This is a genomic window from Clostridium sp. ATCC BAA-442, assembly GCF_964239415.1.
In the GTDB taxonomy this organism is placed as follows: Bacteria; Bacillota; Clostridia; order Oscillospirales; family Oscillospiraceae; genus Flavonifractor; species Flavonifractor plautii.
The window spans coordinates 19,392-43,626 of sequence record NZ_CAXSQB010000013.1 but is presented as its reverse complement, the minus strand read 5'-3'; the positions used below and the strand labels follow the sequence as shown (position 1 = coordinate 43,626).

Below are 24,235 nucleotides of genomic sequence, written 5' to 3'. Positions count from 1 at the left end.
TCCGAAGAGCATGTCTTGTGCACGCAGCAGGCAGGTTTTCTGACTCATGCGTCTCCGTCCACGCCAGCCTTCCCGGCATTACCTGCCAGTGGCATTTTTGGCGGGACTCCGCAATTACAGCAGCGGCCCTGTGCGGGAGTTTCACCCGGCTTCCCTTTTCCGTCTCCACCCGGAGGGGAGACGCACCTGTGCGTTCGCTATTTTATTTGTAGCAACTTGATTGTATTCCCCATTTTATTCGTTGTCAATCGTTAATTTCCTTTCGGAGAGATTTTGCCCATTCTGAGGGGGAGGCGAACTGCCGTAAGTGCCTGCCAAACGCCTTTTGCGGGCGGAAACCCGCACCCACTTCTCGGGAGAAGCGCACAGCGTGCGGCAAAGTGCAGAGAGGGACAAGCCAGGGAGCGACCGCCGTCACGGCCGTGTCACCCCTGTGTGCCGGTTTCGGGGCAGGGGTGGGGCAGGGCCCCCTGAAACGGGATTTTGGCGGCGTTGGGCCGCGTGTGGGCAAGTGGTTCCTGGGCGGGAGTGTCACGGAAAATCTGCCCTCCCAGAGTAGCATGAATTCCAGAGAGAAAAGGCCTCCGGGGGCCCGATTCTGGGTTCTCCGGAGGCGTTCGATTTTAGTACTAGGATAAAGGACCGACGTCGGTGAACCGCCGCCGGCCCAATCACAACGCCCCGCAGTGCGGGGCGTGCCAAGGGGTTGCGGGATTTCGGCTCAGACCAAGCTTAGGTGGTCGCTGAAGGCGGAGTTCGAAGTTTTAGGTGGTCGGTAGTATTGAGAAAGGCAGTGTTACCAGCTGGTTCCAGCCTTTTTGACCGCCGCTGTGGGGGCGTTTGGGCTGGGGACATCCTTCCACGCCGGGGTACGCAAATCCTGCGCCACATAAAACAAAGATAGGGTCTTTTGCGCTGGACGGGAAATGATACGTTGTAACAAAGAAAAGGCAAATGATAATGTTCTGTTAACTCTGCGTCGTTGGCCTAGCTATTTCTCCTCTTCTGCGGTATGTTGTGTTGCTGCAAAGGAGGTAATAAGCCATGGCAAAACGTAGAGCCAACGGGGAGGGAAACCTCCGCAAGCGCAAGGACGGTCGCTGGGAGGGCCGGTACACCGCCGGCCGCGACCCGGAGACGGGCAGGGCCATCTACAAGAACGTCCTGGGAAAAACCCAGGCAGAGGCCAAGGCCAAGCTGAAACAAGCAATCGAGGAAGCGAAAGGACTGGACACGGCCAAGGTTGGCCGGTACACGGTGGGGCAGTGGATGGAGGTGTGGTTTGAGCACTACGCCAAGATAAAAGTACGGCCATCCTCCCACCAGACCTACCGGGGCTACATCGACAACCACATCAAGCCCAACATTGGCAAGGTCCCCCTGGAAAAACTCACTCCTCTGGAATTGCAGAAGTTCTACAAGAAGCTGCTGGAGCAGGGAAGGGCAGGCCGGCTGGAGTCCAGGCACCAGGCCAAGGGGCTGAGCCCCAAGACCGTGCGGAACATCCACCAGATCATCTCCTCTGCGATGAACTTAGCCAGGGAGCAGAAACTGATCACCGCAAATCCTGCGGAGGGCTGTGCCCTGCCCCGGCTGGAGCACAAGGAGATGAAAACCCTGCTGGTGGAGCAGCTCCAGTCCTTCCTGAGAGAGTCCAAGGACAGCGGCGTGTTTGAGCTCTACTATCTGGAATTGGCTACTGGGCTCCGCCGGGGAGAACTTCTCGGCCTGAAGTGGGAGGACATTGATTTGGAGCGGGGTGACCTCCGGGTACGGCGGCAGATCGCCCGGATCAACGGCGAGGTGGTGGAGGCGCCCCTGAAAACGAAAAACGCCTACCGCACCCTGCCGCTGGCAGAGGATACGATAGGCGTTCTGGAGGCACAGAGGAAGAAAACGGGGAGCAGCTCCTGGGTGTTCCCCAGCCCCACGGGTGTGCCGATTTTCCCGGACAGTGTGCTGCATATGCTCCACCGGGTGCTGAAAGGGGCGGGACTCCCTAGGGTCAGATTCCACGATCTGCGCCACACCTTTGCCACCCTGGCCCTCCAGAACGGAGTGGACGTGAAAACGGTGTCCGGGATGCTGGGGCACTTCTCGGCGGGGTTTACCCTGGACACCTACGCCCATGTGACCACGGCCTCCCAGCGCCAGGCAGCAAAAACCATGGGCGGCATCCTCTCTGCTAGTCTCCAGCCCTGACCACTCCGAAATCCCGTATGGGTCACGGCTTAGGTCAGACGAAAACAGCAAAAATAATCAGGCCAAAAAAGTAATGAAAATTAGAGAAAACCCGTCAGAATCCACGGATTCTGACGGGCTTATGGTTGCGGGGGATGGATTTGAACCACCGACCTCCGGGTTATGAGGTGTAATTCCCTCTTTTTACCTTTTTTCGCAGTCTCTCATAATCCTTGATATTTCAATGGTTTGCGGGTTTGCTTTTGCCGTAGTCTGTCATAGACTGCGGCGTTTTTTCATGTCCTTGTGCGCCAAATGTGCGCCAAAAGATGTCCCAGACTGTGGGCCCACACGTGGGGCGTGTTCATTTGTGCAGAACGTAGAAATCTATCAGCATATGCGAAAAAAGAAGAATAATTATCGAACTTACATAAATAATTATGCGGCTCTATTTCCGATCCTGCCGGATGGAATACGATGGACTGGAATGTGGTACAGAATTCTAAAAACCTATTCGGGTCAATACAACAGTTTCCCGCAATTTGCTTTTGCACGTGGTGCTGTGTACAATTATATCACAGAACGCGAACGCGCGTTCGAATTTATGGAAGGGTGTGTTAAGATGCGAATGAGAACGATTGACCAGGCCGCCGAGTATGTCAGGGCCATTGACCCGGATACAGCTTTGACCAAGACGGCGATCAGGCGGAAGGTGATTGCAGGGGAAATCCCCAGTTCAAGAGCCGGGCGGAAATATCTGCTGGATCTGGACAGGCTGGAGGAATTTCTATTTACTCCCTCTGGCTCTGGTGATACAGAGGTTATGAGGGGGTAAGCACATGGCGAAAGTAAAAAGAATGGCCCACCCGGATGCGGCAACATCCAGGCAGGCCGAGCGGGAAAGTCACTGGACTAGCGGCAATTCCCGAAAGAAGCATACCACCGGCGGCCCTGGTGGTCAAGAGGTGCGGTAATGACCAAAATAGAAAACCTTCCCGCCAAGCTGCGGGAAACCGGCCTGTTCTGCTGCTGGAGGTATGAGGAGGGGGAGGGAGACAAGAAGCCTAGAAAAGTCCCCTATAACCCCCGCACCGGCGGCAGGGCGCAGAGTAACAACCCGGACACGTTCGCACCGCTGGAGGTGGCTATGGCCGCCTCCGGCCCCTACGATGGCCTGGGTGTGGGCGTGTTCAACTCTCTAGGCGCTATTGACATTGACCATTGCATCGAGGAGACCGGCGAGATCTCAGAAATGGCGGTAGCCGTTATGTCGAAAATGCAGGCATATACCGAGTATTCCCCGAGCGGGCGGGGCCTGCGTATCCTGTTCAACGCCTCCGGTTTCCAGTACGACAAGGCCAAATACTACATCAAGAACGACGACCTCGGCCTTGAGGTCTATATAGCCGGGAACACCAGCCGGTTTGTGACCCTCACCGGGAACGCCCTGACGTCTGAGCTGGATCTGGAGGAGCGCGGGGAGCAGTTGACGGCGGTGCTGGAGAAGTACATGATCCGGCCAGCAAAGCCCACACTTTCAGCGGCTCCGAGCGGGCCGGTGGAGAACGCCGGGCCCCTGGACGATATGGCGCTGATAGAGTTGGCAAAGCGAAGCAAGAACGGCGCAGAGTTCACAAACCTGTGGGCCGGGGATACCTCCGCATACGGCGGCGATGACAGCCGTGCGGATATGGCCCTCTGCAATGCGCTGGCGTTCTGGACGGGCAGAGATGCGGAACGAGTTGACCGGCTATTTCGTCAATCCGGCCTGATGCGGGAGAAATGGGACAGGCCCACAGGGGGCAGCACCTATGGCGCGATCACCGTCCAAGAGGCGGTGAAAACCTGTGCTGTGGTGTATGACCCAGTGGGATACCGGCGGCAGGCTGCACAAGAGGGCGACGCTCTGGACTGGGGCGATGAGATTGGAAGCGGCCAGTTCGCCCCGCTCGACCCATTCAAGCCACCGGATACTTCAAGGCTTCCCGCTTTCCCAGTAGAGTGCTTGCCGCCTGTGCTGCGGGATATGGCCGTGGCCGCGGCGGAAAACCTTCAAGTGGCGGTTGACATGGCGGCGGTGGCGGAGCTAGCAATCATATCGCTGTGCGTGCAGGGGAAGTTCATCATCAACCCGAAACCCGGATGGCTGGAGCAACTGAACCTGTATACTGCGATTGTGGCCCGCCCGTCAGACAGGAAAACCCCCGTCCTCTCCCTCATGGCGCGGCCCGTCTATACCTTTGAGAAGGAAGAAAACGAGCGCCGCGCCCCGCAGGTGGAAGAATACAGGGCAAAGCGCAGAGTGCTTCAAAAGAAAATCGCCAACCTTGAGGAGCTGGCCGCAAAGCCCACACCCCCAAAGGGGAAGCCGGTCAATATGGATGATATAACCGAGCTTCAATATGAGCTTGCAGACCTGGAGCGGGAGGCTGTAAACCCGCTGCGGCTCCTGGCCGATGATACCACCCCGGAGGCCCTGGCTTCCCTCATGGCGGCCAACGACGGAAGAATGGGAATTGTATCCGACGAGGGCGGCGTCTTTGACATTCTGGCTGGAAAGTACAGCAACGGCAAGGCGAATCTGGATGTCTTTCTCAAGGCATACAGCGGCGCACCTATCCGAATAGACCGGAAGGGCAGGCCGCCCGAAAGCATCGACCATTCCGCGCTAACTATGCTCCTCATGGTGCAGCCCGCCGTGCTGGAGGCCATTATGGGCAACCAGGACTTTGCCGGGCGTGGATTCCTGGCCCGGCCTCTGTACTCGCTGCCACTCTCCACTGTGGGCCACAGGGTTTATGAATCTGCACCTATCCCGCCGCAGGTTGAAGGGGCCTATAGCTTGCTGGTAGAGACGCTCCTTTCTATCCAGGATATCGGGGAAGCACGGATCATCCGGGTAACACCAGAGGCGCACCAGGAGGCGAAGCGGTTCTTTGAGGCCCTGGAGCTCCGACTTGCGGACGACCTGGGAGACCTGGGGGATCTGGAGGGCTGGGGCGGCAAGTATCACGGCCAAGTGATGCGCGTTGCGGGTGTTCTGCACTGCTGCCTTTACGGTCAGCAGGCCGCTCAAGTACCCCTCTCTGTGGAGACGATGCGGGCGGCGGAAGCGATCGGGGAATACTTCCTGGCCCACGCAAAGGCAGCGTTCCAGATCATGGGCCTTATGGAGGATCAGGAGACGAAGGACGCGAAATACATCTTGAAGCGCATGAAGGAGGACGGGAGAGCAGAGATCAGCAAGCGTGACCTTTACCAGCTCTGCAATGGTAAATTCTCCAATGTGGAGAACATGGACGCTTGCCTGAGTGTGCTTGTTAAGCGGGGCTATCTCTGTGTCAAGAAAGTAAAGACCCGCGGCAGACCGACAGAAAAAATATCTATAAACCCTGAATTGCAAAAGGTTCAATAATTGCAAAAGCCCCTCCGCGAAGGACGTGAAGCAGACCTTTTGAACCTTTTGAAATTATTGCAACCACATACACGCATGAAATTTCGTGCGACCCTCCCCCCTATCTGTTCGGTGGCGGAAACACCAGGGAGACCGGAGAGCGGGGGTAAAAAACAGCGTGCCACGTGCACAAGGGGGGTGTGGGCCCAGGCCCAAAGGGGAACGAAATTCCGTCCCCCCTGCAAAGGAGGGGCTAATTTATCCCCCCCGGCCCCCTCTCTCCTTCTATGGGCGCACATGCAAGACCGACGGGCGGTCGCTGAACACGAAAAGGTTTAGAAATGGGTGTTTGCCCTCTGCACCAAATTCCCAAGCGCCTGTGAATTTGATTCTATCCGCAGATTCCGCAGGCCCTAAAAAAGAAACCGCCCTCAGCATGTGCCGCATTTCACGACGGTAGGTCTGGAAAGGATGGAGGCCCGCAGGGGGGTGCAAATCTGCACCTCCTTGCTATGGGGCAGGGGGTGGGCCACGAGGTAACGATTCGTTACTTCGTCCGCTCGGTGGAGAACTCAAAAATGAGGTTTCCAAAAAGAGGAAAGCCCAAAATTGGGCTCTCCTCCTGGTGGCCCCCAAGTGGTACGGTTCATACTGCGCCCAAGTATGAGCCCAGTGGTCAATAGCTCGAACGAATTTCGTACGCGCCCCCAGCACGAGGTCAATGGTATTGACTTTGCAAGTTACTGATTGTTACTTGCAAAAAAAGAACCGCCCTCAGCAGTTGAGAGCGGCCCCGGCATGGTAGTATGTGAGCTTGTCACCCACATTCTACCACGAAAGGGGCAGCGAGGCAATGAGTAATGAAGAACTGGCGGCGGCGATCCGAGCGGGAGAGCAGGGCAAAATCACGGAGCTGTGGGCCCAGGTGCGGCGCTTTTCCCTCTGGCGGGCCCGGAGGTGGGCAAGGGTGGGCCGGGGTGTCACGGTGGACGACCTGGAGCAAGAGGCGTTTATAGCCCTCCTGGACGCGCTGGAGCGGTGGAGAGAGGCGGACGGGCCTTTTCTCGCAATCTATAACCTACGGCTCAAAGCGGCGTTTACAGCGGCCACAGGGCGGCGTACACAGCGCGACCGCCTCGACCCGCTCGACCGGGCCCTCAGTCTGGACGCTCCACTAAACGACGACCCGGACGCGGATACCCTGGAGGCCGTGGTGGAAGATCCGGCGGGGGCCGCCGCTATCGAGGAGGCAGAGGCCCACAGTGACCACCAGCAGCTCCACGGCATCCTCGGCCACGCCCTGGGCGCACTCCCGGCGGAGCAGCGGGAGGTGGTGCGGCGGCGCTACTACCGGGGCCAGACCGTGGCGGAGATAGCCACAGCCACCGGCACACCGGAGAAGGAGGTGCGCAAGCTGGAGGCGGCAGCCATGCGGGCGCTGCGGCATCCCAGGGTATCCCAAGTGCTGCGGGCGTACCGGTAAAGCCGTGAGTAAGCCGGGAAGATCCGGAGATTTCGGAGGCCCTAAAAAGGGAATGAACTCCAAACAAACCCCGAGCGAAGCTAGAGAAATCGCACATTTTTGAACACATGAAAAAGAGCGGAACAGAGAGCGAACAGAGAAGAATTGAGAAATCCGAGGCCATAAAAGGAGAGCCCGGCAGCACTCAGCCGCTGGGCCTCCAATGCTCACACCCACGCCAAACCGGATTACGTGTGAGGCTCTTTTTTGTCTCCGGGTCGGTACAATGCCCACACCCCACCACAGCAAACCAGGGGTAGGCCCCGGTATATCGGTAGTGCTGCACGAACCACCCGCAAGTTCCGCACCTTCGGCCAGGGCCGTAGTTCTCTACCAGCACAGGCAATTCCCGAAGGGCCAAGCACTCCCGCGCTGTAGCCTGTGCCCAAGCCCAGCCGTTGACGAACCCCTCCTGTTTCGCCGTGTAGGTGTGGGCGTTGACCAGCTCCTCCAGCTCCGGGTTATCCCCCATGATGGAGAGCACCGCGGCGGCGGCCTCCTGTTCGCTGTCCAGGCGCATATAAGCGTGGCTGTCGGTGCAAGCCTCAAACATGACCAGCAGGCTATCCACAGCAGCACACCCCCATACACAGCCCCAGGGCCAGCTTGAAGCCGTTTACAAAGCCCTGGCACTCTATAGCTACCCCGTAGCTGTCCACATCCACCTCGTCGCCCACAGCGTCCACCAGGGCGCGGCGGGTTTGCTCTGTCTCCTCCCTGCGCTGGTAGTAGTCGCACAGGCTGGGGCCGTCCATCGTGTCCGGCTCCTCGCTGCTGGCGGCGTGGTACAGCGCGGTTATAATGTCAGTCATTTTGAAATGCTCCTTTCTGCTCCTTGTTTCCAGGCGACAAAAATCCACAGATGGGCCGTCCGGAGAAACCTATGTACGGCAGAACCGGCCTCCTGCTGTCCGGCCAGCTCGTCCAGGGCCGAGAGGGAATCGTCAAGCGCCCCACTGTCCCGGCACAGCCCCTTCGTATGAGCATGATTGAATACCTCCACCCAGGCGGCTGTGACCTCCCGCTCGTGCTCTGCCAACTTTCGGCCGGCAAGCTGCTCCTGGTAGGCTATAAACGCCTCCGGCGTGGTGGGGAAGGTAATCGCGGCCGCCCCGGTGTGTATTGTCTCCATTGGTATCTCCTCCATCTTGAAATCTGGAGGGGGCCGTGGTACACTATAGATACCGGGCCCCCTGGGCCTGTGTGTGGGCCTCTTGCATCTGGCTTTGGTCGGCGTTGATGCAAGGGGCCTTTCTTATTGCCATTCGGCGCCGTTGTAGAACTTCCATTTCAGCCGCAGAACATCGTCCCCGGCCTCGTAGACCTCTGCCTGCGCCGTCTCGATCTGCTCCATGAGCCGGTCGAACTCCTCGGGGCCGATGCGGTCAAGCTGGGCCTCCAGCATCTTCACCCGGCAGGCGGCCCGGTAGCGCCGCTGCTCCGCCTCTTTAAGCTCCTGCGGCCACGCCGCGCAGTATTCACGTTCCATTATGGCCCACACCTCCCTCAGGCTACGCAGAAGCGGCGGGCGGTGCTGGTGCGGGTGAAGCGGGCCGCCACCTCCGGCAAGGCCGCTCTCAGGGCCGCGGCATCCAGCCTGGAGGATGTGACGGGCTTCCAGGTGATTTTATACTCCCCCGCCCGCAGTTCCTCCCGCTCGCCCATGTGGGCCTTGATAACATCCCGGATGCCCTCGGCCTCTGTCTGGGCTTCCTCAATCAACTGCTGGAGCTGGCGCAGCTCCCGGATCTTCATTTCCAGTTCAGTAGTGCTCATGCTGTTGACCTCCTTGCAAAATAAAACAGACGGCACCGAATATCCGGCACCGTCTGGTATGTACTGTTTAGTTGGCTTTCTTTAAGTCAGATATTTCACGGGTGTGCTTTTTGAGCATGGCATAGTGTAGGTCAAGCTGTTCTTGCATTGCATCCAGATCTTCTGCCCCCGGTAATTTCTCCTTCAAAATGTCGAGATCTTCCGCCAGCAGATTGAACCTAGTTTGAACATCCGTGTCAAGCAGGGCCTTCACATCCTGCATGATTTCTTTCCGTTGCTGGGCTAGTTTAGCATCCATCATCTGGCCGATGGCCTCCAGCAGCTCCTTGTCTACCATCTTTATCACCCCTTGTCCTGATTATACGGTGTCGGATATTCGGTTGTCAAGGTTCGTGTCTAAGGTGTTGGCCCCCGGATAACACTTGCTCCTTGTTGGAAGCATCCCGGTGTCCTCATGAGTACGCCCTATCCGCTTTCGGTGGCTGTCGACCGCCGGGGCCCTGTCCCTCTTGACAGTATGAATTATAACATATGGGGTCGGATATATCAATGCGCATACTTAACAAATATAGGGTCGTATATTTGTTTGTTTTATATCTGGTCGGATATTGTTTTTTGTGCTATAATGCTGGCATGATGGGAGGGGTGCCGGAAATTTCCCGCACCCCCGGAAAGGAGGAAGGAAAGTGAGCGAAGAAAAGCCTCGCACAACAGAAGCGCAAAAAAGAGCAAAGAGAAAGTACATGGAGAAGTTTGTGGAAATCAAGGTCAGAATGACCCCGGAGCGGCGAAGCGCTGTCCAGGCCCACGCAGAGGCCCAGGGAGAGAGCACCACGGGCTTTATCAACCGGGCCATAGACGAGACTATGGAGCGGGATAACGCGGCTCCTGGGGCCGCCGGTGAGGCCACAGAGGGGGGATAGCTGGCGGGGTGCGGCGTTTCACCTCCCCCTTGCATCGCACTTCACGGCGGTATCCCTGGAGCAGGGAGGCCCACAGTGCAGGGTGCGGGCCACGAGGTAACTATGGGTAACTTCGCGTTTTTGAGATAAACCCCAAATTGCAAAAGGTTCAATAATTGCAAAAGCCCCCCATTTCATGAGCAAGACCGACCTTTTGAACCTATTGAACCTTTTGCAATTAGATGCGAGAATCCAAAAATGGATTTTCGCCCGCTCGGGTGGCAGCGCAAAATTGCGCTGTCAAAAATAGGAGAGCCCAAAGTTGGGCCCTCCTCCTGGCGTCCCCAACGCGGGGTGATTCATACTAAGCCCAATGTGGGCCTAGTGGTCAATAGCGCGTCCGAAATTCGGATGCGCCCCCAGCACGAGGTCAATGGTATTGACTTTGCAAGTGACTGATAAAAAAAGACCGCCCCCGGTGCTGTGAACACCAGAGGCGGCAAGAGCGATTCAGACCCAACAGAAGAATCAAAACCGCGCCCTTATTGTACCATACCGGGCGCGGGTGGACAAGGAGGATTCTATGGCAAATATCAAGCGGATAGACGGCAAGACCGGAGTCAGCTTCAAGATCACCGTTGCAAAGGGCCGGGATATGACAGGGAAGCAGATCCGGCATTATAAGACCTGGACACCAGAGCGCCCCATGACAGAACGGCAAATGGAGAAGGAAGTGCAGCGGGTAGCGTTTGAGTTCGAGCGGGAAATCGAGCTGGGTTTCCAGGCCGACAACCGCCAGACCTTCGCCGAGTATGCAAAGTATGTGTTGGAGCTGAAGGAGCGGGCCGGGGATAAATACCGCACCCTGGAACGGTATGGGGAGTTGATGGAGCGCATTATACCGGCAATCGGCCATATAAAGCTGGTAGACCTCCGCCCGCAGCACCTCAACACCTTTTATAAAGCCCTGGGGGAAGAAGGGGTAAGCCGCAGAGCTGACAAGGCCCACACGGTTGTTGACCTCTCGGCTATGCTCAAAAAGCAGGGGTTGAGCCGGGCAAAGGCCGCAGAAGCGGCAGGGGTAGCCGCCACCACCATCACGGCAGCCTGTCAGGGAAAGCGGATTGAACTGCCCACCGCTCAGGCAATCGCCCGAGTGTTGGGGCAGGATGTGGGCAAGCTGTTCCAGGTGGAAAAAGAAAGCTCCAGCCTGTCCAGCAAGACAATCCTGGAGCACCACCGGCTGATCCGCACTATACTGGCCCAGGCCGAGCGGGAAATGCTGGTGCCATACAATGCAGCGGCAAAGGCCACGCCGCCAAAGACCACAGCAAAGGAAGTGAATTACTTCCAGGTGGAGGACGTTATCCGCATCCGGGAGGCCCTGGAGCGTGAGCCCTTGAAGTGGAAGGTAATCACCCACCTTCTCCTCATAACAGGGTGTCGCCGGGGTGAAGTCATGGGACTTCGGTGGAGCCGGGTAGACTTTGGCAACAGCCAGATCCGCATTGACACCAATCTGTTGTACTCTCCCAAGCGGGGCATATACGAGGACACCACCAAAACAAGCACCGTCCGCTTCATTAAGCTGCCGGCCGAAACCATGAACCTATTGAAGCAATATCGCGGCTGGTATCTGGAGCAGCGCCTAAAGAACGGCGACCGCTGGCACGACACCGATTTCCTGTTCGTGAAGGACAACGGGGAGCCGATGATCCCGGACAGCATAACGGCGTGGCTGCGCAAGTTCTCCATGCGACACGACCTTCCCCACATCAACCCCCATGCGTTCCGGCACACAATGGCTTCCATCCTGATCAGCGAGGGGAAGGACGTGGTGGCCGTCTCCAAGCGCCTGGGCCACGCGAAGGTGAGCACCACCACCGACATCTATTCCCACATCATCCGGCAGGCAGACGAGCAGGCCAGCGAGTGCCTTGCCGACGTGATGCTCAGACCTGCACAGAAAAAGGCCAGCGGGTGACACTGTGCGCCAAATGTGCGCCAAACGCCCGCTCGGGCTACCATCTGGAAATAAAAAGAAAACCCTGTAACCGTTGCGGCTACAGGGTTTCTTATGGTTGCGGGGGATGGATTTGAACCACCGACCTCCGGGTTATGAGCCCGACGAGCTACCAAGCTGCTCTACCCCGCGATATGGTGCCGGAGACCGGGGTCGAACCGGCACGGGATTCCTCCCACGGGATTTTAAGTCCCGGGCGTCTGCCAATTCCGCCACTCCGGCGTGGAGGGCTCCAGTCTCTTGCTTTTAAGTGCTCAATTAGAATACCACAGCCAAAGCCTCTTGTCAACCCTTATTTTTAAAAAGCCGCCCGACAGGAATCGTACACATCTTTCCCTCCCTCCGGCATATACTGATATGTACACGACTTACGAAGGAGGTATCCCCATGCAACACACGCAGCAGGACGAAACCATTCTGCGCACCGAGCCAAAGGAAGACATAGATGACCTGATTTTCCGCGCCGATCCCGGCTGGATGGTCAGTGAGCGATAAAACCGCCCGCCCTCGGGCGGTTTTTTCCTGCCACTCTCTTTACAATTTCCACTCTTTTGGATATAATATGAGGGCTATTTTATGGAAATGAGTGTGGTTTTACATGCTTCAGTTTGATGAATACAAGGTAAAGCTCAACAATCTGCGCCCGGAGCTGGACGAGCTGGACCAGGCCTTGGGCCTGGAGACGGCCATCCGGGAGGTGGAGATGCTGGAGTCGGAGAGCGCTTCCGACGGCTTTTGGGACAACCTGGAGAAGGCCCAAAAGGTGCAGCAGCGGGTCAAGCAGCTACGGGACAAGATTGAGGGCCAGCAAAAGCGCAAGACCCAGTGGGACGACCTGATGACCCTGTGCGAGTTGGGCAACGAGGCCGAGGACGAGACTCTGGTTCCCGAAGTGGAGGAGGGCTTCGCCAAGCTGGAGGCCGAGATAGAGGAGGCCAAGCTGTCCACTCTGCTCACCGGCGAGTATGACGGCTCCAATGCCATCCTCACCTTTCACGCCGGCGCGGGCGGCACCGAGGCCCAGGACTGGGCGCAGATGCTCTTCCGCATGTACACCCGCTGGGCGGAGCGCCACGGCTACGTGTGCAAGACGCTGGACTACCTGGACGGCGACGAGGCCGGCCTCAAGAGCGCCACCATTTCCATCGAGGGTGAGAATGCCTACGGCCACCTCAAGAGTGAGCACGGCGTGCACCGGCTGGTCCGGGTCTCCCCCTTTGACGCCAACGCCCGGCGTCAGACCTCCTTCGCCGCGCTGGAGGTCATGCCGGAGATTCCCGACGATGTAGAGGTGGACATCCGCCCGGAGGATGTCGAGATGCAGGTGTTCCGCTCCTCCGGTGCCGGCGGCCAGCACATCAACAAGACCTCTTCCGCTGTCCGCCTGATCCACAAGCCCACCGGCATTGTGGTTTCCTGTCAGACCGAGCGCAGCCAGTTTCAGAACCGGGACACCTGTATGCGGATGCTGCGCTCCAAGCTGGTGGAGCTTCAGATGCAGGCCCACGCGGAGAAGATCTCCGACATCAAGGGTGTACAGCTCAAGATCGAGTGGGGCAGCCAGATCCGTTCTTACGTGTTTATGCCCTACCAGTTGGTAAAGGACAACCGTACCGGCTATGAGACCAGCAACATCAACGCCGTGATGGACGGCGAGCTGGACGGCTTCATCAACGCCTATCTGAAGGCGGAGGCCACCGGCAACTGGGCTGAAAAATAAATTATTTCCTACACGAATCTTTTGAGCAGCGGGCTCATAAGATTCGTGTGCTTTTTGCACACTTTTTTTCTCCGCCACCTTGTATTTTTGTTTCCAGTTTGTTACCATTAGGATGCCCCAAAAAACGCCTTTCATAGGGAAAGGCAATGAGGAAAGGTGGAATGTTTTCTATGAGAAAACCCGCAAGCAAATTCCTGTCCCTGTTCCTCGTGCTGGCTATGGTGTGCTCCCTGTTCGGGGCCGCCTTTGCCGCAGAGGAAGAAACCGCAACCCCCTATGTCATTCCCGATGTCGATGGTAAGGTTGTTATTCTCCATACCAACGACACCCACGGCGCGGATCTGGACGAGGAGGGCACTTCCTTCGGCATGGCCGGTGTGGCCCAGCTGAAGAAGGACTTCGAGGCCGCTGGCGCCGATGTGCTGCTGGTCTCTGCCGGCGACTCCATCATGGGCAAGCCCCTGGTGAGCGCCGACCAGGGCAAGAGCGCCATCGAGTTCATGAACGCCGCCGGTTATGATGCCATGACCGTGGGCAACCATGAGCTGGACTTCGGCATCGACAACCTCAAGGCCCTGGCCAAGGATGCCGACTTCCCCATCCTGTGCGCCGACATGACCACTGAGGCCGACGGCAAGACTGTCTTCGACTCCAACAAGATCTTTGAGATCGGCGGCGTGAAGGTGGGCGTGTTCGGCCTGGCCACCCCCGAGACCCTGACCAAGGCCGACGCCTCCAAGATGCCCGGCATCACCTTCCCCCAGACCGACAAGCTGTACGCCGTCGCCCAGGCTCAGGTCGATGAGCTGAACAAGGCCGGCGCCGATCTGATTGTCTGCCTGGGCCACCTGGGCATCGATGACGAGAGCATCGGCAACCGCTCCATCGACGTGTGCGAGCACGTGGATGGCATTGACCTGTTCATCGACGGCCACAGCCACTCCACCACTGCCGATATCATTGCCAAGGTAGGCGATACCAACGTGGTCAACGGCGCCAAGATCGTCTCCACCGGCACCGCTCTGGCCAACGTGGGCGTGGTGATCTACGATCAGGAGACCGGCACCCTGACCGACGAGCTGGTTCCCGCCGCCTCCTACACCAAGACCGACGCCGATGTGGCCAAGCTGGTGGACGACCGCAACACCGCCGTTGATAAAGTCTACGGCGAGAAGATCGCCACCACCGAGGTGGATCTGAACGGCTCCCGCTCCGGCGGCGCGGCCACCGATCCTGTTACCAAGGCCGAGATGACCTTCCCCGAGGGCGAGGGCGTCCGCACCACTGAGACCAACCTGGGCGACTTTGCCGCCGACGCCATCCTGTGGCAGGCCCGCCAGACTCTGGGCGAGGAGAACGTGGACGCCGCGCTGACCAACGGCGGCGGCATCCGCGAGGCTCTGGCCAAGGGCGACATTTCCAAGAAGAGCCTGCTGGCCGTCTTCCCCTTCGGCAACACCGTGGCCACCATCGACGTGACCGGCGCCCAGCTTCTGGAGGCCCTGGAGGCCGCTACCTGCACCACCCCCGAGGCCATCGGCGCCTTCCCCCAGGTGTCCGGCATTGAGTTCACCCTCAACACCGGCGTTCCCTATGTGAACGGCACTCAATACGCCAACTCTACCTACTACGCTCCTGCCAATCCCGGCAGCCGCGTCACCATCTCCACGGTGAACGGCGAGGCCTTTGATCCCGCCGCCACCTACACCATCGCCACCAACGACTTCACCGCCAAGGGCGGCGACACCTACGGCGTGTTCAAGACCGCCGGCGGCTGGAAGGATGTGGGCGTGTCCCTGGAGGACGCCCTGATCAACTACACCACTGAGGAGCTGGACGGCACCATCACCGCCGAGCAGTACGGCGAGCCCGCCGGCCGCATCACCATTGTGGACGAGCCCGCCAACTATCCCGCCGATCTGGAGACCGGCTCCTGGTACTACAACGCCGCCGTGTATGCCTTGGACAATGGCATCATGAACGGCACCAACAAGGGCTTTGAGCCCACCGGCACCGTCACCCGCGCCACCGTGTACCAGACCCTCTATAACATGGAGGGTAAGCCCGCGGTTGAAAAGACCACTGTGACCGGCACCGAGGGCGAGTGGTACGCCAACGCCATTAACTGGGCCGCCTCCGCCGGCCTGTTTGAGGGCACTGAGTACGGCACCGACACCGTAATCACCCGTTCCGGTATCGCCACTATTATCGCCGATTACGCCTCCTACAAGGGTATTACCGTGGACACCTCCGGCATGGCTATGAAGGAGGCTCCCGACTACGACTCCATCCCCGCCGCCGATCTGGAGGGCATGACCTTCTGCTATTATGGCAAGGTGATGACCGGTGACCAGAAGGGCAATCTGAACCCCAACGGCCAGCTCACCCGCGCTGAGTTTGCCCAGGTGCTCAAGAACTTCAGCGTCCTCAAGCCCACCTATGTGGAGACCGTGGTTTCCATCCCTGTAGCCGCCCAGGACGGGATCCCTGCCCATGAGATTCCCGCCACCCTGACCCTGCCCGTCTCCGCCTCCAAGGACGCGAAGGTCCCCGGCGTGGTGATGCTCCACGGCACCGGCTCCAACCGGGACGAAGCCGGCATGGGTTACGCCCTGGCCGCCCCCCGTATGGCCGCCGACGGCATCGCCACCCTGCGCATCGACTTCATGGGAAACGGCGACTCCACCGCCAGCTACCGGGATTACAACTACACCTCCGCCGTCATTGACGCCAAGGCCGCCGCAGACTACCTGGCCGGCCTGGAGACTGTGGACGGCGGGAACCTGGGCGTCATGGGCTGGAGCCAGGGCGGAACCGACGCCCTGCTGGCCGCAGAGGCCCACCCCGACACCTTCCAGGCTGTTGTCACCTGGTCCGGCGCCCTGGAGCTGAACGGCGCCTCCCTGTTTGCGGGTACCAGCTTTGAGGATGCCTATGCCCAGGCCAAGAAAGAGGGCTTTTATACGATGACCTTTGACTGGCGGGAGCCCTTGGAGCTGGGTGAGCGCTGGTTCCAGGAGGTGGCCGAAACCAACATTCTGAAGGTAACTGCTGACATCAAGGCCCCCATTCTGGCCATCAACGGCAAGGACGATACTACCGTCACCCCCGATAACGCCGAGAAGATTGTGAAGGCCGCCGCTAACGCCGACAGCCAGTTGCTGCTGGTGGATAACTGCGACCACACCTACAACGTGTTCTCTGGCGATTTCACTGCCCTCTATCAGACGGTGGACGCCACCGCCGCTTTCTTCCAGGCACAGTTGATCCCCGCTGCCGCCCAGGCCGCGGCCTGATTGATCTCCCCCTACACACCAGGCACCCCCGGAGTCCAACGGCTCCGGGGGTGCCTTCGTATTCCTATGCTTTTCGTATGCCGGAAGCAGCAGCTCTTTTTAGCCCCGTCGACAGGCCACAGCCCTGCAAAAAGGCCCGGAACCAAATCGGTTCCGGGCCTTTTTTCTCTCTGGCTCAGTACATGCCGCCCATATCGGGGGCAGCCGGAGCAGCCGGAGCGGGGGGCTGGGGCTTGTCGGCCACCAGGGACTCGGTGGTCAGCAGGGTGGCGGCGATGGAGGCCGCATTCTCCAAAGCGGAGCGGGTCACCTTGGTGGGATCGACGATACCGGCGGAGATCATGTCCACATAGGTCTCATTATAGGCATCGAAGCCATAGCCCACCTTGTCGGCCTTCTTCACATTCTCCAGCACCACGGAGCCGTCGATGCCGGCGTTGGTGGCAATCTGGCGCATGGGCTCGGTCAGGGCCTTGGCAATGATGGACACACCGGTCTTCTCGTCGCCCTCGGTCTCGGCCAGCAGCTTCTCCACGGAGGCGATGGCGTTGACATAGGCGGTGCCGCCGCCGGCCACGATGCCCTCTTCCACAGCGGCGCGGGTAGCGTTCAGGGCGTCCTCGATGCGGAGCTTCTTCTCCTTCATCTCTACCTCGGTGGCGGCGCCCACACGGATGATCGCCACGCCGCCGGCCATCTTGGCCAGGCGCTCCTGGAGCTTCTCGCGGTCGTAGTCGGAGGTGGTAGTCTCGATCTGGCTCTTGATCTGGTTGACGCGGGCCTTGATGGCGTCGGCGGAGCCGGCGCCGTCCACGATGATGGTGTTCTCCTTGGAGACCTTCACCTGGCGGGCGCGGCCCAGCATGTCCATGGTGGCCTCCTTGAGCTCATAGCCCATGTCGGAGGTGATGACGGTGCCGCCGGTCAGCACGGCGATATCCTCCAGCATCTCCTTGCGGCGGTCGCCAAAGCCGGGGGCCTTGACGCACACCACATTCAGGGTGCCGCGCAGCTTGTTGACAATCAGGGTGGACAGGGCCTCGCCCTCCACGTCCTCGGCGATGACCAGCAGCTTCTTGCCGGACTGCACCACCTGCTCCAGGATGGGCAGCAGCTCCTGAATGTTGGAGATCTTCTTGTCGGTAATGAGAATCAGGGCGTCGTCCAGAACGGCCTCCATCTTCTCAGTGTCGGTGACCATATAGGGGGTGATATAGCCCCGGTCAAACTGCATGCCCTCAACCACCTCGGAATAGGTCTCGGCGGTCTTGGACTCCTCCACGGTGATGACGCCGTCGTGGGAGACCTTCTCCATGGCCTCGGCGATCAGCTTGCCCACGGTCTCGTCGCTGGAGGACACGGTGCCCACGCGGGCGATGTCGGCGGAACCGTTGACCTTCTTGGAGTTGGCCTTAATGGCCTCCACCGCGGCGGTGGTGGCCTTGGCGATGCCCTTCTTCATGACCATGGGGTTGGCGCCGGCGGCCAGGTTCTTCAGACCCTCGCGGATGATGGCCTGGGCCAGCAGGGTTGCGGTGGTGGTGCCGTCGCCGGCCACATCGTTGGTCTTGGTGGAGACCTCCTTCACCAGCTGAGCGCCCATGTTCTCAAACGGGTCGTCCAGCTCAATCTCCTTGGCGATGGTCACGCCGTCGTTGGTGATCAGGGGGGCACCGAACTTCTTGTCCAGCACCACATTGCGGCCCTTGGGACCCATGGTGATCTTCACGGTATCGGCGAGCTGGTTGACGCCGCGCTCCAGCGCGTGACGGGCTTCCTCGCCGTAGCAGATAATCTTAGCCATAACGTATTACCTCCAATTTGAGTCGGGTGGAACTCACCCGGAAGATTTCTTGTTCCAGAGAGCGGGCGCACACTGTGCGCCCCTACACGGAAAATTACTCCACAATGGCGAGGAAACAGAATTTCGCGGGGACCCCCGGGGATTTCATCTGCGGCCGCCGAAAATGAATTCCGTCGGCCTCCGGCGCTTATCGCGCCGCCCCGCCGCAGGCGCGGCCCCAGGTGGACGGCTTATCCCGCCGTTCCGCTGGGTTATTCTACGATCGCCAGAATGTCGCCCTGACGGACGATAGTGTACTCCTCTCCGTCCACCTTGACCTCGGTGCCGGAGTACTTGCTGGTGATGACCTTGTCGCCCTTCTTGACGGTCATGGTGATCTCCTTGCCGTCCACCACGCCGCCGGGGCCGACCTCGATGACCTCGGCCACCTCGGGCTTCTCCTTGGCGGCGCCGGTCAGGATGATGCCGCTCTTGGTCTTCTCCTCCGCTTCGACCAGCTTGATAACCACACGGTCTGCAAGGGGCTTGAGTTTCATAAGGGGTTCCTCCTTCATGTATCATTCATTTTTCTTGTAAACCAATTCAGCAGGTTAGCACTCATTTTGCCGGAGTGCTAACCTGCCTATAATAATAACCTCACTTGACGGATTCCGCAAGTCTTAATTTTTAAATAATCTGTTAAATTTCCATTCCGCGCGGTTCCTATTTCAATTTAACATTCAAAACCTGTTCAGATCTTCTTTTTTCTCCCGCTCTCTTCGGTTTTCTAATTTCGCACCCGTTTCTCCGGAATCCAATGGGTTCCTTCGGGAAAGAAAAAGTTTACTTTTTTAGCAGACACACGGACAGAGAGCTCAGAATCCACCAGCTCCTCGCCGTCCAGATTAACCCGTTCGGCCTTGTCACAGGCGACGTGCATCTCCCGGCCGCGGCGCAGAAGGATCCGCGGGATATCCCCGGCGCCCCCCTTGGCGTACTTGCCGATCAGCGTCAGAATGGTCAGCCTGGAGACAGCCGGCACCACTACAAAGTCCAGCAGGCCGTCGTCGGGCACGGCGTCGGGGCAGGGGTTAAAGCCCCCGCCATAGTAGCGGCCGTTGCAGGCGCAAATGAGGGTAAACGCCTCCCCCGGCAGGCGCTCCCCGTCGATGGTCACCCGGTAAGGCCGGTGAATCCCCTGGACAATGGTGCGCACGGCGGAGAGCTGGTAGGCCAGCGGCCCGCTCACCAGGGGCAGCTTCTTGAAGTCTGCCGCACCAAAACCGATGCGGGCGTCGAACCCCACCGAGCAGACATTGAGGGCCAGCCGCCCGTTGCACTCAATGAGATCCACCGGCGCCTGGGGCGCGTCCAGCAGAGCCCGGAGATCGTAAAAGCGGCAGGCATCCGGGCCGAACATCCGCAGAAAATCGTTGCCCGAACCCATGGGGTAGTGGGTCACAGCGGCGTTGCCGAAGCCTGCGGCTCCGGCAACAGCCTCGTTAAGGGTGCCGTCGCCGCCGCAGGCATAGATGCGCACCGGCTCCCCCCTCTCCGCCGCCGCCCGGGCCAGCTCGGCCCCGTGGCCGGGGTATTGGGTGACCGCCGCCTCCCATGGCTCGTCTCGCCCGGCCAAGGCAGTGCGGAGCTTCTCCCGCATCTCCTGGGTGCGGTCGTATTTTCCCGCGTGGGGGTTGATTAAGAACAGGTGCCTCACAGGGCCCATCCTCCTTATCCGTTGGTCAGCTCCACAGGAGCAGGCGCTGCTCGGTGCGGGCCATGCGGGAGACAATGGCTGCCGCCTCCGCCCGGGTGAAGGTGCCCTCCGGCTGGAAGGTCAGCCGGCTGTCCACCCCGGACAGGATTCCCTTGGCGTAGAGGCTGTAGATGGCCTCCGCCCCCTCATCGCCGCTGCGGATGTCGGGCACCGACGCCTTCACCCGGGCCAGAGAGTTGAGTTCCGGCATGGCCTTGGCCAGACTGGTGGCGGCAAAGAGCTCCGCTGCCTCCCGCCGGGTGACAGCCCGTCCGTAATCCCGCTCGGTAAAGTCCCCCTTTTGAATCATGCCGCTGGCCAGGCAGTAATCTACCGCCGGCACATACCAGTACGGTCCGCCTTCGGTGCTCAGATGAAAGTCGTCCCCCTGGTAGCGGCTCTCAATCGTGGCCGCCAGCTTGAGGGCCTCCGCCACGGTCAAGGTCTGATTGGGCGCATAACGGTTCTTCCCCACGCCGGAGGTGAGCCCCACATTGTAGGCGATGTCCACCCAGAGGGCGAACCAGTCCCGGGGGGACACATCGGAGAAGGAGGGCAACTTGCCCCGGGTGAGGGGGAACTTGGCGGAGGGCACCCCCTTGGCCGCCAGGATGCCGGGCAGGTCATAGACCGGGATTTTGGTGACGGTGCTCCCTTTGGTGAGGGTGAGCACCTGAGTTCCGCCCTGCTCGGCCACCTGCACCTGGTCATAGCTCAGCTCATAGAGCACATTGGTGGTGCTCCCCGCCCCGTCCGGGAAGGGGAGTATGCTGACCACGCCCCAGCCGCCCCCCTTTTGGGCGATATAGAGCCCGCAGTCAATGGGGAGAAGGGTGTCGTACTCCGGCTGGATGAGATACCGCCCATCCTGCCGGATCACCCCGAGCTTGCCGTTGAGGTTGACCGCCGCGATGCCGAGCTGGAAGGACACGATGCTGTCGTACTGGAGAGGGATGACCACATTCCGGCCAGCGTCCACATAGCCCCACTTTCCGGCCAGCTCGCACTGGGCCAGCCCCTCGCTGTAGCCCCATACCGTGGCCCCCTCCGGCGCGGCGGAGGCCGGGAGGAAAAACAATCCCGCGCACAGGGCCGCGGCCAGCAGCCCCGCCAGGGCGCGCTTTCCCTTTCCTCGCCTCATATCAATCCCCTCCTCCTATCTTCCGTACTGGAACAGGTCGCACTTGAGCATGCCGTTATACAGCTTACGCTTCTTGTCTGCGGTACGGCCAAAGGTGCGCTCGAACTCCGTGTGGGAGGAGAGCACGCTCACCCGCCACCCCTCCGGCAGCGTGCACACCGCCCGGCCGAAAGCCCGGTAAAGCTCCTCCGCCTCCCGCTTCTCCAGGATGCGCTCCCCATAGGGCGGGTTGGTGACCACCCGGCCATAGGGCGCGTCCCGGCGGAAGGCGGCGGCGTCCGCCACCTCGAAGCGCACCGCGTCCTCCACATCCGCCTTCTCCGCGTTGGCCCGGGCGATGGCCACCGCCTTGGGGTCGATGTCCCCGCCCCAGATGTCGTATGCCCCGTCGTACTCGCCGTCCATGGCCTCGTCGGCGGCCTGGAGCCACAGCCCGCTGTCCAGCCAACGCCACTTCTGGGCGGAAAAGGCCCGGTTGAGGCCCGGCGCCCGGTTTTTGGCGATGAGGGCCGCCTCGATGGCGATGGTGCCCGAGCCGCAGAAGGGGTCGCAGAAGGGGTCCCTCCCCCGGTAGCGGGAGAGGAGCACCATGGCGGCGGCCAGCGTCTCCCGCAGGGGGGCGGCCACCCCCACCGCCCGGTAGCCCCGCTTGTGGAGCCCGACCCCGGTGGTGTCCAGCATCAGGGTGACCTCGTCCCGCATGATGGAGAACTGGATCTGATACAGCGCCCCGCTCTCCGGCAGGGTTTCCAGCCCGTACTTCTCCCCCAGCCGGGCAGCGGCCGCCTTTTTCAGCACGGCCTGGCAGGCGGGCACCGCGTGGAGCTGGGAGTTGAGGGAGTGCCCCTTCACCGGGAAGGCCCCCTCCCGGGGGATAAATTCCTCCCAGGGCAGGGCGCGGCAGCCCTCAAACAGCGCCTCAAAGTCGGCGGCCCGGTAGCGGCCCACCACCAGCAGCACCCGCTCGCCGGTGCGCAGGTTCAGGTTCACCCGTGGGATATCCGCCGGGGCGGCCTTGCACCGCACCCGCCCGTTCTCCGCCGCCACCTCCGGCAGCTTCAGCCGCCGCAGCTCCTCAGCGCACAGCCCCTCCAGCCCGAACAGGGTGGGGACCAGCAATTCCAGCTCTCTCATGTCCATCGCCTCGCTCCGTTCTCGTTCTTAGACAGCAGTATACCTTATTTTTCTCTGCTTGGCAAATCTGGAAAGCGAATTTGCTTCCCTTTTTCTCCGAGTTGTGCTAGGATAGCAGTAGTATTTCGAAAGGAGGAGTGCCCATGCCCATACCAAGCATCTGCTGGCTCGCCGCCCTCGTCGCCCTTCTGGCGTTGGAGGCCGCCACGGTGGGGCTGGTTTCCCTGTGGTTTGCGGTAGGCTCCCTGTGCGCCCTGCTCACGTCCTTCTTTGTGGGCAACATCTGGGTGCAGTTCGCCGTATTCCTGGCGGTGTCCTTCCTGTGCCTGGTCATCATCCGCCCCCTGGCCAAAAAGTACGCCGACCCCCGCCGGGTGAGCACCAACGCCGACCGGGTCATTGGTGCCGAAGGTGTGGTCACCCAGGCCATCGACAACCTGAAGGCCCAGGGCCAGATCACCGTGAACGGCGCCCCCTGGACCGCCCGCACCGAGGAGGGCTGCCCCGCCATCCCCGCCGGCTCCCGGGTCAGGGTACTCCGCATCGAGGGCGTCAAGGTCATCGTGTCCCCCCTGCCCGTCCCTACGCCGGGGCGGTAATTCCAAACCGAGGAAGAGAAAAAGGAGGAATCCCGCATGCCGTTTATCCCCATTATCATCATTATCCTGGTCGTCGTGCTCATTCTGGTGCTGGCCACAAACCTGAAGGTGGTGCAGCAGTCCAAGGCCTACGTCATCGAGCGGCTGGGCGCCTTCCACTCCGTCTGGGGCGTGGGCATCCACTTCAAGGTTCCGTTCCTGGAGCGGGTGGCAAAGGTGGTTTCCCTCAAGGAGCAGGTGGTGGACTTCCCGCCCCAGCCCGTCATCACCAAGGACAACGTCACCATGCAGATCGACACGGTTCTCTACTTCCAGATCACCGACCCTAAGCTCTACGCCTACGGGGTGGAGCGGCCCATGTCCGCCATTGAGAACCTGAGCGTCACCACCATGCGCAACATCATCGGCGACATGGATCTGGAGCAGACCCTCACCAGCCGCGACACCATCAACTCCCAGATGCGCGCCCTGCTGGACGAGGCCACCGACCCCTGGGGCATCAAGGTCAACCGGGTAGAGGTCAAGAACATTCAGCCCCCTCCGGACATACAGAGCGCCATGGAGAAGCAGATGAAGGCCGAGCGGGAGAAGCGCGAGGCGGTGCTCCGGGCCGAGGGCCAGCGCCAGAGTCAGATCCTGGTGGCCGAGGGCGAGAAGGAGTCCATGATTCTCCGGGCCGACGCCGCCAAGCAGGCCGCCATCAAGAAGGCCGAGGGCGAGGCCGAGGCCATCCTCAAGGTCCAGCAGGCCACCGCCGAGGCCATCAAGCTGCTCAACGAGGCCGATCCCAAGGAGGCGGTGCTGCGCATCAAGGCCCTGGAGGCCTTCCAGGCCGCCGCCGACGGCAAGGCCACCAAGATCATCATCCCCTCCGAGATCCAGGGTCTGGCGGGCCTGTGCGCCTCCGCCAAGGCCGTGTTTGACTCGGTGGAGCCCAACAAGCCCAAGCCCCCCGCTGAAAGCAAATAAAGCAGCGAATAAAGCGGAGGGGGGGGGGGGGGGGGGGGG

21 protein-coding genes, 2 tRNA genes and 1 riboswitch are annotated in these 24,235 nt (G+C 60.3%); of the genes, 10 read left to right on the top strand and 13 right to left on the bottom strand.

Translation table 11 applies throughout. The annotated features are described in order from the left end of the window. Positions 1 to 12: 12 nt before the first annotated feature. A riboswitch (cobalamin riboswitch) is annotated at positions 13 to 204 on the bottom strand. Positions 205 to 1,044: 840 nt separating this feature from the next. From ACESY8_RS07770 to ACESY8_RS07755, 4 genes are all read left to right on the top strand, one after another. Further along, on the top strand, positions 1,045 to 2,202 hold the full coding sequence (locus ACESY8_RS07770; RefSeq protein WP_054339121.1) for a tyrosine-type recombinase/integrase: 1,158 nt from the start codon (positions 1,045 to 1,047) through the stop codon (positions 2,200 to 2,202). A gap of 349 nt (positions 2,203 to 2,551) precedes the next feature. Next, the gene (locus ACESY8_RS07765; protein ID WP_152970509.1) at positions 2,552 to 3,016 is read left to right on the top strand and encodes a MerR family transcriptional regulator; all 465 of its coding nucleotides are present in this window, start codon (positions 2,552 to 2,554) and stop codon (positions 3,014 to 3,016) included. Positions 3,017 to 3,154: 138 nt separating this feature from the next. Continuing rightward, a complete protein-coding gene (locus ACESY8_RS07760; protein ID WP_054339119.1) occupies positions 3,155 to 5,596 on the top strand; it encodes a phage NrS-1 polymerase family protein in 2,442 nt (813 codons plus the stop codon). A gap of 832 nt (positions 5,597 to 6,428) precedes the next feature. Then, positions 6,429 to 7,058, top strand: a complete 630-nt coding sequence (locus ACESY8_RS07755; protein WP_054339118.1) for an RNA polymerase sigma factor — start codon at positions 6,429 to 6,431, stop codon at positions 7,056 to 7,058. 184 nt (positions 7,059 to 7,242) lie between these two features. Here the strand turns inward: ACESY8_RS07755 and ACESY8_RS07750 are convergent, their stop codons facing one another. The 6 genes from ACESY8_RS07750 to ACESY8_RS07725 all read right to left on the bottom strand — a co-directional run bounded on the left by ACESY8_RS07750 (position 7,243) and on the right by ACESY8_RS07725 (position 9,210). Next, complete coding sequence (locus tag ACESY8_RS07750; RefSeq protein WP_195383865.1) at positions 7,243 to 7,668, bottom strand: hypothetical protein; 426 nt, start codon at positions 7,666 to 7,668, stop codon at positions 7,243 to 7,245. Continuing rightward, positions 7,661 to 7,909, bottom strand: a complete 249-nt coding sequence (locus ACESY8_RS07745) for a hypothetical protein (protein WP_054339117.1) — start codon at positions 7,907 to 7,909, stop codon at positions 7,661 to 7,663. Before ACESY8_RS07745 ends, ACESY8_RS07750 begins: the two co-directional genes overlap by 8 nt. Further along, positions 7,906 to 8,229, bottom strand: a complete 324-nt coding sequence (locus ACESY8_RS07740; RefSeq protein WP_054339116.1) for a hypothetical protein — start codon at positions 8,227 to 8,229, stop codon at positions 7,906 to 7,908. The genes ACESY8_RS07745 and ACESY8_RS07740 overlap by 4 nt, the downstream gene beginning before the upstream one ends. Positions 8,230 to 8,352: 123 nt before the next feature. Next, the gene (locus ACESY8_RS07735; RefSeq protein WP_054339115.1) at positions 8,353 to 8,586 is read right to left on the bottom strand and encodes a hypothetical protein; all 234 of its coding nucleotides are present in this window, start codon (positions 8,584 to 8,586) and stop codon (positions 8,353 to 8,355) included. A 17-nt stretch (positions 8,587 to 8,603) separates the two neighbouring features. After that, a complete protein-coding gene (locus tag ACESY8_RS07730; RefSeq protein WP_054339114.1) occupies positions 8,604 to 8,873 on the bottom strand; it encodes a hypothetical protein in 270 nt (89 codons plus the stop codon). Positions 8,874 to 8,940: 67 nt separating this feature from the next. Continuing rightward, the gene (locus ACESY8_RS07725) at positions 8,941 to 9,210 is read right to left on the bottom strand and encodes a hypothetical protein (RefSeq protein ID WP_054339113.1); all 270 of its coding nucleotides are present in this window, start codon (positions 9,208 to 9,210) and stop codon (positions 8,941 to 8,943) included. Between the two features lie 406 nt (positions 9,211 to 9,616). Between ACESY8_RS07725 and ACESY8_RS07720 the strand changes: the two genes are divergently transcribed. Next, positions 9,617 to 9,796 (top strand): ABC transporter ATP-binding protein, encoded by a 180-nt coding sequence (locus ACESY8_RS07720; RefSeq protein WP_207735380.1) that lies wholly within the window; start codon positions 9,617 to 9,619, stop codon positions 9,794 to 9,796. Between the two features lie 562 nt (positions 9,797 to 10,358). Beyond that, positions 10,359 to 11,759, top strand: coding sequence for a site-specific integrase (locus ACESY8_RS07715; protein WP_054339112.1), 1,401 nt, complete (start codon positions 10,359 to 10,361; stop codon positions 11,757 to 11,759). Between the two features lie 94 nt (positions 11,760 to 11,853). Here the strand turns inward: ACESY8_RS07715 and ACESY8_RS07710 are convergent. Further along, positions 11,854 to 11,930 (bottom strand) — tRNA-Met (locus ACESY8_RS07710). A gap of 3 nt (positions 11,931 to 11,933) precedes the next feature. Beyond that, positions 11,934 to 12,020, bottom strand: a tRNA-Leu gene (locus tag ACESY8_RS07705). Positions 12,021 to 12,396: 376 nt separating this feature from the next. Here ACESY8_RS07705 and prfB point away from each other — a divergent pair. Then, positions 12,397 to 13,518, top strand: a complete 1,122-nt coding sequence (gene prfB, locus ACESY8_RS07700) for a peptide chain release factor 2 (RefSeq protein WP_007491210.1) — start codon at positions 12,397 to 12,399, stop codon at positions 13,516 to 13,518. 170 nt (positions 13,519 to 13,688) lie between these two features. Next, on the top strand, positions 13,689 to 16,814 hold the full coding sequence (locus ACESY8_RS07695; protein ID WP_009261454.1) for an alpha/beta fold hydrolase: 3,126 nt from the start codon (positions 13,689 to 13,691) through the stop codon (positions 16,812 to 16,814). Positions 16,815 to 16,989: 175 nt separating this feature from the next. Here ACESY8_RS07695 and groL read toward each other — a convergent pair whose 3' ends face one another. The 5 genes from groL to ACESY8_RS07670 all read right to left on the bottom strand — a co-directional run bounded on the left by groL (position 16,990) and on the right by ACESY8_RS07670 (position 22,634). Then, entirely contained in the window at positions 16,990 to 18,618 is a 1,629-nt protein-coding gene (gene groL / locus ACESY8_RS07690) for a chaperonin GroEL (RefSeq protein ID WP_007491205.1), read from the bottom strand. A 251-nt stretch (positions 18,619 to 18,869) separates the two neighbouring features. Then, positions 18,870 to 19,154, bottom strand: a complete 285-nt coding sequence (locus ACESY8_RS07685) for a co-chaperone GroES (RefSeq protein ID WP_009261453.1) — start codon at positions 19,152 to 19,154, stop codon at positions 18,870 to 18,872. Between the two features lie 230 nt (positions 19,155 to 19,384). Continuing rightward, positions 19,385 to 20,323, bottom strand: coding sequence for a diacylglycerol/lipid kinase family protein (locus ACESY8_RS07680; protein ID WP_498794687.1), 939 nt, complete (start codon positions 20,321 to 20,323; stop codon positions 19,385 to 19,387). Positions 20,324 to 20,339: 16 nt separating this feature from the next. Further along, a complete protein-coding gene (locus tag ACESY8_RS07675; protein ID WP_007491200.1) occupies positions 20,340 to 21,494 on the bottom strand; it encodes a WG repeat-containing protein in 1,155 nt (384 codons plus the stop codon). 15 nt (positions 21,495 to 21,509) lie between these two features. Further along, the gene (locus ACESY8_RS07670; RefSeq protein WP_138308792.1) at positions 21,510 to 22,634 is read right to left on the bottom strand and encodes a THUMP domain-containing class I SAM-dependent RNA methyltransferase; all 1,125 of its coding nucleotides are present in this window, start codon (positions 22,632 to 22,634) and stop codon (positions 21,510 to 21,512) included. 137 nt (positions 22,635 to 22,771) lie between these two features. On the opposite strand from ACESY8_RS07670, the gene ACESY8_RS07665 reads away from it, so the two are divergent. Both ACESY8_RS07665 and ACESY8_RS07660 read left to right on the top strand, forming a co-directional pair. Next, a complete protein-coding gene (locus ACESY8_RS07665) occupies positions 22,772 to 23,227 on the top strand; it encodes an NfeD family protein (protein ID WP_009261449.1) in 456 nt (151 codons plus the stop codon). A gap of 36 nt (positions 23,228 to 23,263) precedes the next feature. Further along, on the top strand, positions 23,264 to 24,196 hold the full coding sequence (locus tag ACESY8_RS07660) for an SPFH domain-containing protein (RefSeq protein WP_054339108.1): 933 nt from the start codon (positions 23,264 to 23,266) through the stop codon (positions 24,194 to 24,196). Positions 24,197 to 24,235: the final 39 nt, after the last annotated feature.